At 48.3% G+C, this 15,415-nt stretch carries 12 protein-coding genes; 2 read left to right on the top strand and 10 right to left on the bottom strand.

What is annotated here, in order from left to right:
* Nucleotides 1–38 precede the first annotated feature (38 nt).
* Nucleotides 39–371, top strand: a complete 333-nt coding sequence (locus J3U76_RS10540) for a hypothetical protein (protein ID WP_208005925.1) — start codon at nt 39–41, stop codon at nt 369–371.
* 349 nt (nt 372–720) lie between these two features.
* Here J3U76_RS10540 and J3U76_RS10535 read toward each other — a convergent pair whose 3' ends face one another.
* The 5 genes from J3U76_RS10535 to J3U76_RS10515 form a co-directional block, all read right to left on the bottom strand.
* On the bottom strand, nt 721–3,216 hold the full coding sequence (locus J3U76_RS10535; protein WP_208005924.1) for a DEAD/DEAH box helicase family protein: 2,496 nt from the start codon (nt 3,214–3,216) through the stop codon (nt 721–723).
* 2 nt (nt 3,217–3,218) lie between these two features.
* The gene (locus J3U76_RS10530) at nt 3,219–3,809 is read right to left on the bottom strand and encodes a class I SAM-dependent methyltransferase (protein ID WP_208005923.1); all 591 of its coding nucleotides are present in this window, start codon (nt 3,807–3,809) and stop codon (nt 3,219–3,221) included.
* Nucleotides 3,810–3,926: 117 nt separating this feature from the next.
* A complete protein-coding gene (locus J3U76_RS10525; protein WP_208005922.1) occupies nt 3,927–5,354 on the bottom strand; it encodes an MBL fold metallo-hydrolase RNA specificity domain-containing protein in 1,428 nt (475 codons plus the stop codon).
* 758 nt (nt 5,355–6,112) lie between these two features.
* The gene (locus tag J3U76_RS10520) at nt 6,113–7,276 is read right to left on the bottom strand and encodes a type II toxin-antitoxin system HipA family toxin (RefSeq protein ID WP_208005921.1); all 1,164 of its coding nucleotides are present in this window, start codon (nt 7,274–7,276) and stop codon (nt 6,113–6,115) included.
* A complete protein-coding gene (locus J3U76_RS10515; RefSeq protein WP_208005920.1) occupies nt 7,266–7,508 on the bottom strand; it encodes a helix-turn-helix domain-containing protein in 243 nt (80 codons plus the stop codon). Before J3U76_RS10515 ends, J3U76_RS10520 begins: the two co-directional genes overlap by 11 nt.
* Nucleotides 7,509–7,925: 417 nt before the next feature.
* Between J3U76_RS10515 and J3U76_RS10510 the strand changes: the two genes are divergently transcribed.
* The gene (locus J3U76_RS10510; protein ID WP_208005919.1) at nt 7,926–8,402 is read left to right on the top strand and encodes a nucleoside deaminase; all 477 of its coding nucleotides are present in this window, start codon (nt 7,926–7,928) and stop codon (nt 8,400–8,402) included.
* A gap of 200 nt (nt 8,403–8,602) precedes the next feature.
* On the opposite strand, the gene leuA is transcribed toward J3U76_RS10510, so the two are convergent.
* The 5 genes from leuA to trpD all read right to left on the bottom strand — a co-directional run bounded on the left by leuA (nt 8,603) and on the right by trpD (nt 15,414).
* Entirely contained in the window at nt 8,603–10,291 is a 1,689-nt protein-coding gene (gene leuA / locus J3U76_RS10505; RefSeq protein ID WP_208005918.1) for a 2-isopropylmalate synthase, read from the bottom strand.
* A 713-nt stretch (nt 10,292–11,004) separates the two neighbouring features.
* Entirely contained in the window at nt 11,005–11,823 is an 819-nt protein-coding gene (gene trpA, locus J3U76_RS10500) for a tryptophan synthase subunit alpha (RefSeq protein ID WP_208005917.1), read from the bottom strand.
* Entirely contained in the window at nt 11,823–13,013 is a 1,191-nt protein-coding gene (gene trpB / locus J3U76_RS10495) for a tryptophan synthase subunit beta (RefSeq protein WP_208005916.1), read from the bottom strand. Before trpB ends, trpA begins: the two co-directional genes overlap by 1 nt.
* Complete coding sequence (gene trpCF / locus J3U76_RS10490) at nt 13,013–14,425, bottom strand: bifunctional indole-3-glycerol-phosphate synthase TrpC/phosphoribosylanthranilate isomerase TrpF (protein WP_208005915.1); 1,413 nt, start codon at nt 14,423–14,425, stop codon at nt 13,013–13,015. Before trpCF ends, trpB begins: the two co-directional genes overlap by 1 nt.
* A complete protein-coding gene (trpD, locus tag J3U76_RS14520; RefSeq protein ID WP_243454206.1) occupies nt 14,419–15,414 on the bottom strand; it encodes an anthranilate phosphoribosyltransferase in 996 nt (331 codons plus the stop codon). The genes trpCF and trpD overlap by 7 nt, the downstream gene beginning before the upstream one ends.
* Nucleotide 15,415 lies beyond the last annotated feature (1 nt).

The raw sequence follows: 15,415 nt of genomic DNA, 5'->3' as shown, positions 1-15,415 counted from the left end.
ATTCGTTAGCTGATATCCAAAAGGAGTGAGTGAGCGTAATGGCTGAAAAAATAAAGTTTACAAAGGCAGTAAAGCCTAAAAAAATAATAGGCTTAGCCAGCCAGATAGAACCCAAAACCTTAGCCGAGTTAGAAGCTATGCACACCGGTAGCTTAATGAACCGGCGCAAAGCCCTGCTAAAATGCCCAGAAACCTCAACCCTACCCGAGCTAGACAAAGCACTGCCCACCGGCGATATTCGCTTTAAAGATACCGCAGCATGGCGCAAAGCCTATCAAGATTTAAAAAGTGTACTCGACACCCGAGAGCACCTTCCCAGCAAAAAAGAACGCAAAGCCATGCGTCAACAAAGAGTAAGAAGCCGACGCTAGCTTGGCACAACGGCATAAAGCGCAAGACGAAATAGAGGCTGAATATACAAGTTTTTTTGGGTGTTGTAGGCGCACACTTGCCCTCGCATTTCGCCGCTGGCGCAAAGTAAAGCTGTAAGCCTTAAGCTAAAGGCAAACACCCAAACCGCTCTAAATAAATTGTCGCCCTACAAAACCCACACCGCCTCTTGTTTTTGTAGGGTCCAATTCATTGACTAAACTCGCAGAAAAATAGAGATAAGATCTGCAAGATAACTTAATGAATATTTAGCTTCGATCCCTTATGCCTTTACCCAACAAGATACTTTGCCACGGAAGAACACGGAAAATTATCACTCAATATATCGGCTTAACTGAGTTTCCTTTTCCTGCGCCTATACTCCGCCAGTCTTAAGTCGACGAGCTCCTGCATCATCTGATGCAGGGTCTCCAACTCCTGTTCGGGAAAGATAAAGTCGGGTGTGAAGCGCTCGTTGTCTCTACTAAACCAATATTTAGCAGCTTGGCTTTTGGCTACGGCTGATACGTCGTAATCTTGGCTAGTTTCGGCCACTTGTCGGTTGCTGCCGATGTTACTGCTATGTTTTATCGGATTATTCTTCCAATATGTTAGCCAAGCTTTTGAGTTTGCTGTCATGGCTTGTTGCTTAGGTGCTAAGTCGAGTTGGAGAAGATCGGGGTGGCGTTCTAGCACATAGCGCGATTGTTCGGCCAATGCTTGCAGCGTAGGTGGCTTTTGTAAGCCATCTAGTTCTAGCAGGGCTTGCAGCAAGATGATTTTAAAGCTTTTAGTGAGCGTGGTGGTTTCGATGCCGGTTAGTAAAAAGTCTTTAAGCTTATCTAGCACCCGTATTTCAGATGCGCTCAAGTCACCTTCACTGAATGCTAACTCAAACCAACTGCTGTGTTGTTTACGCAGCTTAGTAAAATCAAATCCTGCCTGAAATGCTTGAATGGCCGTGGGCCTTTGGCCCAATTGATCTTTTAAGCGACGATAATCATCCACTATTTTAACGCGGCCGCCGTAACGGAGTTTGTCCATTAATGGCAGTAACTGCGGCTCAACATTAATAAAGCAACCTTCGGGTAAGCGCGCTGTGGTTGCGCTCTGCTCGCTGGACTCTATTTGAGTGATTTCACGCAGTAACTCGGGCTTAAATAAGCAGGCTTTATGGTTACCAACCAGATCTACAACTATCAGGTGTGTTTTACCTTCACACAAGCGTAAACCGCGCCCTAGTTGTTGCAAAAACACAATGCGAGATTCGGTAGGGCGCAACATCAATAGAGTGTCTATGGCTGGTAAATCGGTGCCCTCGTTAAACAAATCAACCGAGAAAATCACCTCTAATGTGCCCTCAGCTAGTTCACTGAGTGCTTGGTTGCGTGGCTTGACTGAGCCTGCATATACGGCGGCGGCATTAATGCCTGCTTCGTTAAAAATACGCGCCATAAAGTCGGCGTGGCGAGTAGAAATACAAAACGCTAAAGTGCGATTTTGTTTGAACGCTTGCCATTTATTTAGCGCATGTTTAGCACGTTTTTGGCTGGCAAAAGCGGCATCGAGTGCATCGGGATCAAAGCGTCCATTGCGCCATGGGATCTCGTCGTAATTAATAAACTCGTCATACACACCTTGGTAGATAAAAGGCACAAGATGTTTATCAACAATGGCATCACGCAGGCCACGCTCAAATACTAGGTTATCGTCACACAAGGCGAGAATATCTGCTTGGTCGGTACGGTCTGGTGTAGCGGTGAGGCCAAGCAAAAATTGTGGACGAAAGTGATTCAATAACTTGCGGTAAGTTGGAGCGGTAGCGTGGTGAAATTCGTCAATAATAATGTAGTCAAAGTGGTCTTGAGCAAAATTTTGCAAGTGCTCACTGCGGCCTAGGGTTTGCACTGATGCAAACAACCAATCGGCTTGTTGTTGCTGTTGACCGTTATATAGCCCGGTGTGTGCCTTGGGGTTCATGCGAATAAAAGTCGCTTGGGCTTGGCGAATAATCTCGTCGCGGTGGGCCACAAATAGTAGTCTTTTAGCATGCAGCTGGCGAGCATCAAAGGCGGCCAACCATGTTTTCCCCAAGCCGGTTGCCATCACCACTAAACCGCGTTTAAAACCGAGTTGGCGAGTATGATGTAAAGCACTTAGTGCTTCTTCTTGCACGGCGTTGGGTAATGGAGTTTCGCGCAATGTTTCATCGTCGCTGGCGGTATCGCCTGTGATCACGCGCAGCTGCGTTAGAGCACTGTGTTGGTAACGCGTTAGATAATCATCAATCCAGTGATGAGTTAGCGGTACTAAACGCTGATCTTGTGCGAGTTTATTTAGTTCTTCCTGCAGCGCCAGTAGGCTGACGGCCGCCGGGCTACTAATGTCATGATCAACTTTTAGTTGCCAGTTCCATTCTAATGATTGCGTGAGAGCTGCACGAGAAATGTTGCTGGAGCCCACAAGACCTAATCCTGTTAATTGCTGATCTGTGTGCTGCTGAATAAATAGGTATGACTTAAGATGAAAACCCGCATTTTGCGCACTTTCATAAATGTATATATTGGCTCCGCGTTCAGCTAATTGCATCATTTCGCGCAGCGCCACCGGCTCGGTTACGTCTAAGTAATCAGAGGTAATAATATTGAGTGCGACCCCACGGCCAAGGGCTTCAAATAAGGCGTCATGCAATAAGCGCCAACCGCTGTGGCGAATAAACGACACCGCAATGGTGATCTGACTGGCGGAGTCGGTGTTATTGATGGCATCTTTTAAGACATCTAATAGCGGTTGATTGAAGCTGGGATCTTGTAGGCTACCGCCAGTTAGTAGCTGTGGGGCACTCATGGTTATGCTTTCCTTACTTCTTTCTTGCAGATGACATTCAACCAGCGTTCGTGTTCGCGACCTGGGCGTAAGTCGCCAGTTTGCCATTGCTCAATGACACTTAACGGTAGATCTTTAATTAACTCGCCGAAGCCTGCTTCATCTAGGTTAGTAAAATGACGACCTTCGCGGCTTACATCATCTTGGCCGTACTTAAATGAGCAATAAAATACGCCTGCTGTTTTTAGCTGCGCGGTTAAATGCGCTAGAACGAGGTTAAGCTCGGCTCTTGGAACGTGCAGTAAAGAGGCACAAGCCCAAATGGCATCGACGGGTTCGGTGGCAATAAATTGTTCGAAGCGGTTTACACTCACTGGCAAGCCGGTATGTTGCTGGGCAAGTTTGACTAATTCGGGGCTGGCATCAAAGGCGGTGACCTTAAAGCCAAGATTAGCAAAATACAGACTATCGCGCCCCGACCCACAACCGGCATCAACTATGCTGCCGCCCTCAGTAATATAAGGCAAAAAGCGTTGGTAGAGCGGCGTCATATCTACATTTATGGTGCTGCGGTAGAAAGGCTCGGCTTGTTGCTGGTAGTAGTCGACAGACATAGTTGGCGTTACATTGAATATTTAACAGTGAGTAATGTAAGAGACTTTACCAGACTCATGGTGGGCTTGCTTTGATCTTGTCGATCTTGGTATTGATTAAAGATGCTGGGCTTTGCTTTAAGGAATTAGCACCTCGGTATTAGGCAGTGCGGCGGTGAGTTTTTGTTGCAGTGTGACTTTGGCGTTGTGTTCGCCGTGGATCAGGCGAATTTGTTTAGGGGCTGGGGTTATGTCTGTCGCAAAGCGTATTAAGTCGTCTTGCCCTGCGTGGGCTGAGTAACCGCTGACTTGGTGTACTTTGGCGTTAATAGTGTATCGGGTGCCGTCGAGTGCTACCCAGCCTGCTTTTTGTTGGGCTGCTTGGTTTGTTGAGACCTGGTTTGCTGAGACTTGGTGTGCTGAGAAGTGAGGGCCGTAATTTAAAATATCTCGACCGGGTGTGCCTTCGGCTTGATAGCCGACAAATAATACGTCGTTACGGCTATCTTCGAGTAAAGCTTTTAAGTAGTTGACCACGCGCCCGCCGGTACACATGCCTGAGCCTGCCAACACAATAAAGGGGTTGTGGGTGTTGGCCAGGTATTGCACGGCTTTTAAGTGATCTTGGTGGCTGTTAACCACAGTCACTTGTTGAAAAGATAACGGGTGGCGGCCTGCTTGTAATCGCGCCTTTGCTTCGGTGTTCCAATAGGGCTTTAGCTTGCGATATAAACGGGTAAAGTTGGCGGCAAGCGGCGAGTCTACCACTACTTCTAAGTCTTGCCACGGTAAGCCGGGGGCGGCGGAGTCTTGGGCAAATTCATTGATTAAGCCTTCAATTTCATACAATAAGTCTTGGGTGCGGCCCAAGCTAAATGCAGGAATTAATAAGGTGCCGCCGTCGGCCAGCGCATGCTCTATGGCCACTTTTAAGCGCAGTCGCCTGTCTTCTCGGCTGTCGTGAACCTTATCGCCATAGGTGCTTTCGAGTACTAATACGTCACACTGCTTGGGTGAAGCAGGGGCCATGAGCAAGGGCGAGTGGGGCGCGCCTAAGTCGCCACTAAACACCACGCGCTGATGAGGGGTTACACATTCTACATAGGCTGAGCCCAGTATGTGCCCGGCGCGTTGTAAGCGTATGCTTATGTCTGTGTTCGCAATGACTTGCCATTCGTTATAGGACAGGGGGCGCACACGTGATTTGAGTAACTTTAGTACTTTGTTTATCAGCTTCTTATTGCGGGTAAAGCCAATTTTTAGCGCGTCTTCTAACATGGCGGGCAACAGCAATGCTGTGGGTTGTGAGCAATAAATAGGGCCTTTAAAACCAGCCATTAATAAGTAAGGCAGTCGACCTATGTGGTCGATATGCACATGGGTGATCACCAGTGCTTTAATATGGCTGATGGCAAAGTCGATGGCGAGATCGTCGCGTTGCTCTTTACCTTGAAATAAGCCGCAGTCTATTAGAATGCCTGAGCCGTTAACTTGTAGCTCGTGACATGAGCCGGTAACGCTTTGCACTGCACCGTGATGCAGTATCGTCATTTGTTGTTGGCCCATACGTTACTCCCGCTGCGGCTAATGCGCTTAATAAGTTGGTTCTCTTGAGTCCAATATAGTTAACACCAGGCTGAAGGCAATGTTGAATGCTAAATTTTGAATGTTTAATTAGATTTAGAAGAGCAAAACATAGCGCCCAGCGCCCAGCACCAAGCTAAGAGCGCAAAGACAGCAAGAGCAGCGCCAAACTAAATCGAAACGCTGCTTTGGCCCTTTGCCGTCATACCGGGCTCGCCCCGGTATCTCGCTTTGATGTTTAAGGCCTAAAGACTAAATCGAGATCCTGAATCGAGTTCAGGATGACGGCTAGAGAACAGCGCCCTGCGCCCAGGATTAAGAGCAATGTTGAATGCTAAATTTTGAATGTTTAATTAAGTTCAAAAGATAAGACCGAAGACTTGGATTGCTTCGTACCTCGCAATGACAGCAGGAAAGGGGCGAGCTGGAGACATGAGACTAAAAACTAATGGTGAAACGTAAGGGGTGAGGAGGGCAACCCCAATCAGTCTTTGCGAGGAGCGCAGCGACGCGGCAATCCATCTAACAGGCAGCTATATGCTTACGCTGAGCGCGGTACGAAAAATCAAACCTGTTTTATTTTTAACGTAAGGCGTACAGCGTTAGACGTTCTGCTCTCTTTTACCATGGATTGCTTCGTACCTCGCAATGACGGCTGGAAGTTAAAAACCAGTTTAATTTTTTGTACAACGGTCGTTGTAAAGCGTACGGCTGCTCTTGTCTTTCCAGTCCATCTATCATTATTTAGCAAGGTTTAGACATAACAGCAAGTGTGTAAGTATCTGCTGTTTATCAGCTGCTTTTTCTGTGACTAATGCCTGCTGTATTTGTACTGCCACTTGCTCCATTGCCAGCTCGCATTCGTCATATAAAGCATTTGCCTGTGCTTGAGTTAGTGCGCACTGTTGAACACCAAAAGTTAACAAATGTTTACGTGTCCACCATTCACGGCTGCCCATTAAAGTTAAAGCAGACACATCGTTTCTAATGTAGGCCGTAGTGCTAACTACATCAAAAGCTGGAGCTAACCATATATTATGAATGTTTTCATACAATAGGCCGAAATTTTTTAGATGAGCATCGCCATTTTGTAAGTGGTTATTTAGCACTAACATCTTAAAAAACTGCTGCAATGCTGTGACTTTATGTGAAGGAGAGACAAAGTTGGCAATGTTTTTAGCTAGCTGTTCGTAGCTGCCTTCGTACTTTTGTTGGCGACCTTTTGCTGCTAACACACACATGTCTTCAAAACCGAGCCATTGGCCTGATGATGTAAAATCAAAGCGCTTCATGATAAAAAGTGCGTCATCGTCAGATAAATAGAACTCGGGCACTGTAATACCCGCAGCTTTTAATACCCGCATGCACCAATACTCGTTGAGCGCTAACTGTGGGTAGTCTGGTCCCCAAGCTTTAACGATGTAATCTTCCATGCGCAAGGTGGCTTTATCTTGGATCTGCGCCAATACCTTTGGCTGCACACCGCTCACAGGTGAGTGCAAAGCAAAGCGTGCAACTAATTCGTCGAATAACCCCGCAGTAGGCGATAGTAAGTCGGTTAGCTCTAAGGGCTGAGTGACATCTATATTTGTTTGATAATGAACTCGCCCACGCACACTAGGCGCTAACAGCTTCAACAAGCTTAGATCATCGGCGCCATTGAGCTTAGAAAAATGACGTTGTAACACCGATAGCAAATATCCCTCGGGCAAATGCATCTCAAATAGTGGGGGTAAGGCAGAGTGTGAATAATCTCTACTGCGCGCTGGCATCGTTAACGAGACAAAATTTTGTTGTGTTGTATCAGGAGCATAGCGAAATACAAATTCGTTTTGTTCGTTAAACAACTCACCGGCGGCTTGTCCCGCCACCATTACAGATAAAGGCTTTTCATTAACGGCCATCGCGTATCTCCTCAAAAGTAGGGAAAGGGGATTTTTCACGAATTGCGACTTCGTAGCCTAAATAATCTAGCATTTTCATTACTTTTTTCAGCCCGACATCGCCTGAGCGGCCCAGTTCAAAAGCATTGATTGTGGTGCGAGACATCGCTAGGTGTTCAGCCATCTGTTGTTGCGAAATTTTTTTCTGTTGGCGTAATTCACGTATTGCTTGGCCTAGCTCTAAATAATCCATAATGTACAAAATACCCTACATTTGTCGAATAATTATAACCATTGTACATTATATTGAACACTAGCATGCAGCTATATGCTTTACGCTGAGCGCGGTACGAAAAATCAAACCTGTTTTATTTTTAACGTAAGGCGTACAGCGTTAGACGTTCTGCTCTCTTTTACCATGGATTGCTTCGTCCCTCGCAATGACCGACGTTTTGGTTTTTTCTTTAACTGACAGCTTCTAGCTTACGGCTGACAGCTCCCCGAAGGGGCAAAAACCGGTGTTTTTCTTTAACGTAAGGCGTAGCGCACTAAACGTACCGCTTTCTTTTAGCTTGGTGCTAGGCGCTCGGCGCTGCTCTGTATGTGGCAAAGGCGTTGCTATTTAGGTAGGGTTAAGGCTAATGCGCGTTTGGTAGGCAGGAGAGTTGAAATGACGTTAACTGAACAAGATATGCGACATTTGCGCCGTTGTGTGGCGTTGGCTGAAGAGTCATTAAATGAAGGCGACCAACCCTTTGGCTCTGTATTGGTGTCGGCCAACGGTGCTGTGTTGGCTGAAGATCATAATCAAATTCATACCAATGCCACTTTTCACCCTGAGTTGGCGCTGGCGCAGTGGGCAGCTGAGCATTTAAGCGAAACTGAGCGCGCACAAGCGACTATGTATACCTCGGGTGAACATTGCCCTATGTGTGCCGCAGCACATGCCTGGGCGGGCTTGGGGCGAGTAGTTTATATTTGCTCGGGTAAGCAGTTTGCCGCTTGGTGTGAAGAGTGGAATTTAGCCCCCTCGCCAGTTAAGGCATTATCTATTAACGAAGTGGCCCCCGAAGTGCAGGTGATAGGCCCAGTACCTGAGTTGATGGAAGAAGTACGAGCACTACACATGCGCTACTTTGGTGTATAAAACATAAAAAAGGGTCGGAGTCATTTAACACAAGGGCTTGGCTGCAAGGTTTAACGGAGTTGGTGTAAAATGCTGATTTTATAGAGCTAATTAAGTATGGTGCCCATTTTTAGGCCGAGGGGGAGTATAGCGAATAGCCAAAATGACTCCGACCCCTTTTTATAACAAGGGCGTACCGCTTTGGTACGCCGCTTGGTTATTTACTGAGTAACTGCAGCATGCGCAGGCTGGCGCTGTGCATCTAGGCTTATTTGCTGGGCCACGCCAGATAGCAAGGCTTGTAGGGTGGCAGAGGTGGTGTCTTCTGCCAGTGCCGCGGCACTGTAATGCTGATTGTTGATGCGCAAGCGAATGCAGGCTAAAGCATTGGCTTTGGTGCCTTCGCCTAGGGCGAATTCGTCATAGGCTTCTACAGCCAGCTCTATACCAAACTCGGCTGTTAATGCTTCGGCTACCGCTTCTACCGCCCCCGAACCTTGGCCTTTCAATTGCACTTGTGTGGGCGAACCAAAACGCACGTCTGCGTGTACGCCAGCTTCGTCTCGGTGCAAGTCATAAGACACCAAGGCCCAGTCTGAGTGTACGTTAAGGTATTTTTCTTCAAATAAACGGTGAATGGTTAACGAATCAATTTCGCCGCCATTGGTTTCGGCTTCTGCCTGTACCACTTTACTAAATTCAATCTGCAACCAGCGTGGCAATGTAATGTCGTAATCACGCTCTAATATATACGCCACGCCGCCTTTACCAGACTGGCTATTAATGCGCACTACTTCGTCGTAATGGCGGCCTAAGTCGGCAGGATCTATCGGTAAGTAAGCCACATTCCATATGTCATCTGGCTTGCGCAGTGCCAAGCATTTACGAATGGCGTCTTGGTGGCTACCCGAAAATGCGGTAAACACTAAGTCACCGGCGTAAGGGTGGCGAGGGTGGGTGCTAATATCGGTGCAGGCTTCCACGGTTTCTACAATTTCTGCCATGCCAGATAAATCAACCTTAGGATCAATACCCTGAGAATACAGGTTCATGGCTATGGTAATTAAGTCCATGTTACCGGTGCGCTCGCCATTACCCATTAAGGTGCCTTCTACTCGGTCGGCACCGGCCAAAATGGCTAGCTCTGCTGCGGCCACCCCACAACCGCGATCGTTATGGGTGTGCACACTAATGCTAATGTGCTCACGGTGATTAACATGATCGCACACCCATTCTATTTGATCGGCAAATACGTTAGGGGTCGACATTTCAACCGTAGCTGGCAGGTTGATGATTACATCTTGCCCTAAGTCGGGTCGCCACACTTGGTTGACGCTATCAATCACTTCTACGGCAAAATCTAATTCGGTGCCGGTAAAGCTTTCGGGAGAGTACTGAAACGCCCATTGTGTTTCGGGGGCTTGTTCAGCATATTCTTTAACCCAGCGCGCGCCATTTACGGCAATATCAACAATACCGGCCTTGTCTAAACCAAATACTTGCTCGCGCTGTACGGTAGAGGTGGAGTTATAAACATGCACAATGGCTTTGTTTGCACCTTTTAGGGCTTCAAAAGTGCGGGCGATCAACTCTTGGCGAGCTTGGGTTAATACTTGAATACGCACATCGTCGGGGATGCGTTTTTCTTCAATCAACTTGCGGCAAAAATCAAAGTCGGGCTGGCTGGCAGCCGGAAAGCCAATTTCAATATCTTTAAAGCCCAGCTTAACCAACAAATCAAACAAGCGCTGTTTTTGATCCACGTTCATTGGCTTAATTAACGCTTGGTTACCGTCACGCAGATCGACTGCACACCACTGAGGCGCCTGCTCGATGACGCGGTCTGGCCAGCGGCGATTAGTTTTGCTAACCGGTTTAAATGCGACATATTTTTGATGGTTAAAGCTCATGGGCAGACACCTTAGATTGCGTTAAATTGGTTTGGCTAAGTTAGGTAATAGCATACCGCAGTTATTGAGAATAATGATTGCGTTGTTATGCGGGTTTTACTTATTTTGTGCAATAGTATTGCGTTATTTGTGTGTTTTGGGGTGAGGGGTGCTAATGAAAGGGCATCAGTCCTCCTTTGGGTAGCTGTCAGTAACTATAGCACCGAGCGCCAAGCTGAAAGACAAGCGGTACGCCTTACGCTGTACGTTAAAGAACACACGGCTTGCTCGTATCGCGTTAGGCGTAAACGTATGGCTGTCTGTTCAATGGATTGCCGCGTCGTTGCACTCCTCGCAATGACGGCAAAAAAAGCGCCGCTGCGCGCCACCGGCCAGCTGAAGCGGCCTCTACCAAAGCAAAGCGACTATAGCGCCGAGCACCAAGCTGAAAAACAAGCGATACGTCTTACGCTGTACGTTTACGCCAACCCTTCGGGAGCTGTAGTTAAGTATAAAATGGGTCGGAGTCATTTAATTGCAGATTGAAGTAGAGCTAAACACTAACAACCCTTAACTTGCTGTTTTTTTTATGAATTTTTTTGTGGTTGTGTTTTTGCCTATCTAACAGGTTGCGATATTTTTTGATAAATGACTCCGACCCTTTTTATTTAAAAAAGCCCCGAACCGTTTGGTTGGGGCTTTTTTAGCCTGGCGATTTTTTGTTTAATTCAACATTACCGCGCAGCGGGTAAGTTGGTCGCTTCTTTCATGTTTTTTACAAATGCGGTTAGTGCGTCGGTCATGGCTTTGGGATCATCTTGATGTTGCTCAATGATCTTAACAATAGCTGAGCCTGATATGGCACCGGCAGCACCGGCTGCTAGGGCGTCGCGTACTTGCTCTGGGGTGGAAATGCCAAAGCCCAATAAAGAGGGCGGCGCATTATATTTAGCAAGCTGGGCTAATAAGGCGTCTACCGGTTTACCGGCTTTGGTTTCGGTGCCGGTTACCCCAGCACGACTTAGCAGGTAGGTGTAACCTGCGCCGGTTTCGGCAATGGCTTTTAAGGTGGCTTCGTCACCATTGGGCGGGGCAATAAAGATAGTCTCTATGCCAGCTTTGTCGGCAGCGGCTTTAAAAGGCGCCGACATTTCAATGGGCGCATCGGCCACTAATACCGAGTCTACGCCAGCGGCTGCGGCGCGGCGGTAAAAGTTATCCATGCCTGGGGCAAATACTAAGTTGGCGTACACCAACAGGCCAATAGGAACTTCTGGGTACTTGTCGCGAATGCTTGCCAGCATATCAAAGCAAACTTGGGTGTTAGTACCGGCATTTAATGCCCGCAAGGTGGCAGCTTGAATGGTGGGGCCGTCGGCGACGGGATCAGAAAACGGAATACCCAGCTCTAGAGCATCGGCACCGCCGGCAATGAGGGCGTCAATCACTGCTAGTGATAAAGTAGGAGTGGGATCGCCTAAGGCAACAAAAGGGACAAAAGCACCCTGATTTTCGGCCGTTAAACGGTCAAATAAGCGTTGATAACGGCTCATTACATTTCTCCCTTTTGCTTAAGTAGCTCGGCTACCGAAAAAATATCCTTATCGCCACGGCCAGATAAGTTAACCACTAATACTTGCTCTTTCTCGGGCTCGGCGTCGGCCATTTTAAGGGCATACGCCAGTGCGTGAGAAGACTCTAATGCAGGAATTATCCCTTCATTGCGCGCCAGAGCTTTAAAGGCCTCTAAAGCTTCATCATCGGTTACAGATACATATTCGGCACGGCCTGTGGTGGCTAAGTGGGCGTGCTGTGGGCCTACCGAAGGAAAATCGAGTCCCGCAGACACAGAGTACGATTCAGACACTTGGCCGTCTTCGTTATGCATCATTAACGACAACATACCAAAGAAAATGCCTTGTGTGCCTTCACCCAAAGTGGCGCCATGTTGGCCGGTGCTAATGCCTTTACCCGCAGGCTCTACGCCAAGTAAGCGTACTTGTTCTTCTTCAATAAAGTCGGCAAATAACCCAATCGCATTAGAGCCACCGCCCACACAAGCAATAACCGCATCGGGCAATTGGGCTTCGTGCTCCATAATTTGTACTTTGGCTTCTTCACCAATCATGCGCTGAAATTCACGCACTATGGTGGGGAAGGGGTGCGGCCCTGCAGCGGTGCCCAACATATAGTGGGCGGTTTCATAATTAGCGGCCCAGTCGCGCATGGCCTCACTACAGGCATCTTTTAGGGTGGCTGATCCGGCATGAACAGGAATGACTTCAGCGCCCATGAGTTTCATACGAAATACGTTGGGCTCTTGGCGTTCGCAGTCTTTAGCGCCCATGTAAATACGGCACTTTAAGCCCATTAATGCACAGGCTAAGGCGGTAGCCACGCCGTGTTGACCAGCACCGGTTTCAGCAATAATTTCGCTTTTTCCCATGCGTTTGGCTAATAAAGCCTGACCCAAAACTTGGTTAGTTTTGTGGGCACCGCCGTGTAGTAAGTCTTCGCGCTTTAAGTAAAGGCGGGTTTTGGTGTGTGCGGTTAAGTTACGCACCCGCGTTAGTGGCGTAGGGCGACCAGCATATTCGCTGAGCAGTTCGCGAAATTCGCGATCAAACTCCGGGTCTTGCTGCGCATCAACAAAAGCTTTTTCTAGTTGCAGCAAGGCGGGCATTAAAATTTGTGGCACATACATGCCACCAAAATCACCAAAAAAAGGATTAAGTAAGCTCATTATTTTTTGTTCCCGTGTTCTGTAGTGCGGCTCAACTGGCGACCATAGCGGCGAAGAGTGGTAAAAGCGGCGGTTAATTTGCTGGCATCTTTAATGCCAGGCGCACTTTCTACACCAGAGTTAAAATCTAGCCCGACACAGCCTTTAGCGGCGGCTTCTTGGGCGTTCTCTGGGGTAAGGCCTCCGGCTAACATGGCTTGGCTGTTGTCTATGTCGTTTAATAAGGTCCAGTCGAATGTTTGACCGGTGCCGCCACTTTGGCCTGCTGCTTGGGTATCAAACAACAGGCGGTCTGCGCCTTTTGGCAAGTTAGGTAATTGCTCACTCACCGGTATCGCCTTCCATACAGCAATGCCCTCGGCTAGCTGTTGCTTTAGCGTGCCAATATAAGCGTCGTCTTCATCGCCATGCAGCTGCACTGCGTGTAAGCCCAATTCGTTGGCGGTGGCACTCACCTCTGCGATGGCATGGTTTTGAAACACACCCACATACTCAAGCGGGGCGGCAGCCATAATAGCTCGGGCTTGTTGCGCACTAATGCAGCGCGGGCTTTTGCTAACAAAAATTAGCCCACCGTGCACGGCACCAGCATGATAAACGGCAGCGGCATCTTGAGCGCGGGTAAGGCCACAAACCTTATTGGCCCCCAAAATCAGCTTGCGTACGGCCAGCTCAATGTCGTGTTGCGCCATTAAAGAGCTGCCCACTAAAAAGCCATCGGCATGGGCAGACAGCGCTTGCACTTGGGCATGATGGTTAATGCCAGATTCTGAAATTACCACGCGATCGGCAGGGATCAGCGCCGATAAGCGTTTAGTGCGATCGAGATCAATCGATAAGTCGCGCAAGTCGCGATTATTAATGCCAATCACTTTGGCATTTAAGGCAATGGCACGAGTGACTTCTTCTTCACTAATCACCTCGGTGAGCACGCCCATGTTTAATGACTCAGCCACCGCGCTTAGCGTGCGATATTGCTCGTCATCTAATACCGACAACATCAATAAAATGGCATCGGCTTGGTGTAAGCGAGCCAGCTTAATTTGATAGGGGTCGATAATAAAGTCTTTGCAAATGACCGGCTGGCTTACCTGAGCGCGTACTTGAGTTACAAAGTCGAATTGTCCCTGAAAATACTTTTCATCGGTTAATACCGAAACCGCCGAGGCATGGCGGCCATAGACCTGGGCGATGGCGTCTAGGTCAAAGTCTTCACGAATTAAGCCTTTAGAGGGCGAGGCTTTTTTACATTCCAAAATAAACGCCGGGCTCTTGGCATTAAGCGCATCCACAAAAGAGCGATCACTGGGGGTTAACTTAGCTTCAAAGTCGCTTAATGGCTGGCTGACTTTACGCTCGGCCACCCAGATTTTTTTATCGGCAACAATCTTGCCCAATACGGTACTTAACATTGACTAAACTCCGCCAATTTATTGGCTACATCCATGGCTTTGCCCGATTTTAACACAGTCAGCACTTGGGCTGCGGCTTCTTTTAGGGTCTCAGCCTGGCCGTTCATCACCAACAAGGGCGCCACGTTCATGGCAATCACGCCTTGTTGTGCTGGGGTGCCGCCACCTTCTAAAAGACTTAGGGTAATGGCTTTATTTTCACTGGGCTCGCCACCGGCAATGGCGCTAATGTCAAAGCGCTCTAGGCCTAACTCTTCCGGGGTAATTTGATATTCGCTGATCACGCCATTATGTATTTCTGCCACTGTAGTGGGGCCATGAATGGCCACTTCATCGAGTCCACTACCGTGCACCACCATGCCGCGCTTTAAGCCCATGGCTTGCAAGGTGTCGGCAATGGGGCGCACTAGGTGCTCGGCATAAACGCCCAACAACATAAAGTTGGGGCGAGCGGGGTTGATAAGCGGCCCTAATATATTAAAGATGGTGCGGGTTTTTAAAGCTTGGCGCACGGGCATGGCGTGGCGAATGCCGCCGTGATAGTTAGGCGCAAATAAGAAGCAAGCATTCACTTCGTCTAGGCATTTGCGGGCGCGATCGGCGCTCATATTAAGGTCGATGCCCAATTGTTCAAGTAAGTCAGAGGAGCCCGACTTAGATGACACGCCTCGGTTGCCGTGCTTGGCCACTTTAATGCCACAGGCCGCTGCCACTAATGCCGAGGTGGTAGACACATTTATGGTGTTCATGCCATCGCCACCGGTGCCCACAATATCGCAAAACGGGTATTCAGGACGCGGGAAAGGCGAGGCGGCATCTAGCAGGGCTTGGGCGGCACCGGCGATTTCGTCGGGGGTTTCGCCTTTCATTTTGAGCACTGTTAATAAAGATGCCATGGTCATTTGATCCATGTCGCCCTTAATTAGCTCGCTAAATAAACCATGAGCTTGGGTGCGACTAATATGCTCGCCCCTAAATAACTGATCCATG

Source organism: Oceanisphaera pacifica, assembly GCF_017498065.1.
Classification (GTDB): Bacteria; Pseudomonadota; Gammaproteobacteria; order Enterobacterales; family Aeromonadaceae; genus Oceanimonas; species Oceanimonas pacifica.
Note: the sequence above shows the minus strand (reverse complement) of the source record. Positions and strands in the feature narration are given on the sequence as shown.

What these genes read in the sequence shown, in the direction of transcription:
- J3U76_RS10540 (WP_208005925.1), top strand. Translation starts at nt 39, where the DNA reads ATGGCTGAAAAAATAAAGTTTACAAAGGCAGTAAAGCCTAAAAAAATA.
- J3U76_RS10535 (WP_208005924.1), bottom strand. Translation starts at nt 3,216, where the DNA reads ATGAGTGCCCCACAGCTACTAACTGGCGGTAGCCTACAAGATCCCAGC.
- J3U76_RS10530 (WP_208005923.1), bottom strand. Translation starts at nt 3,809, where the DNA reads ATGTCTGTCGACTACTACCAGCAACAAGCCGAGCCTTTCTACCGCAGC.
- J3U76_RS10525 (WP_208005922.1), bottom strand. Translation starts at nt 5,354, where the DNA reads ATGGGCCAACAACAAATGACGATACTGCATCACGGTGCAGTGCAAAGC.
- J3U76_RS10520 (WP_208005921.1), bottom strand. Translation starts at nt 7,276, where the DNA reads ATGGCCGTTAATGAAAAGCCTTTATCTGTAATGGTGGCGGGACAAGCC.
- J3U76_RS10515 (WP_208005920.1), bottom strand. Translation starts at nt 7,508, where the DNA reads ATGGATTATTTAGAGCTAGGCCAAGCAATACGTGAATTACGCCAACAG.
- J3U76_RS10510 (WP_208005919.1), top strand. Translation starts at nt 7,926, where the DNA reads ATGACGTTAACTGAACAAGATATGCGACATTTGCGCCGTTGTGTGGCG.
- leuA (WP_208005918.1), bottom strand. Translation starts at nt 10,291, where the DNA reads ATGAGCTTTAACCATCAAAAATATGTCGCATTTAAACCGGTTAGCAAA.
- trpA (WP_208005917.1), bottom strand. Translation starts at nt 11,823, where the DNA reads ATGAGCCGTTATCAACGCTTATTTGACCGTTTAACGGCCGAAAATCAG.
- trpB (WP_208005916.1), bottom strand. Translation starts at nt 13,013, where the DNA reads ATGAGCTTACTTAATCCTTTTTTTGGTGATTTTGGTGGCATGTATGTG.
- trpCF (WP_208005915.1), bottom strand. Translation starts at nt 14,425, where the DNA reads ATGTTAAGTACCGTATTGGGCAAGATTGTTGCCGATAAAAAAATCTGG.
- trpD (WP_243454206.1), bottom strand. Translation starts at nt 15,414, where the DNA reads ATGGATCAGTTATTTAGGGGCGAGCATATTAGTCGCACCCAAGCTCAT.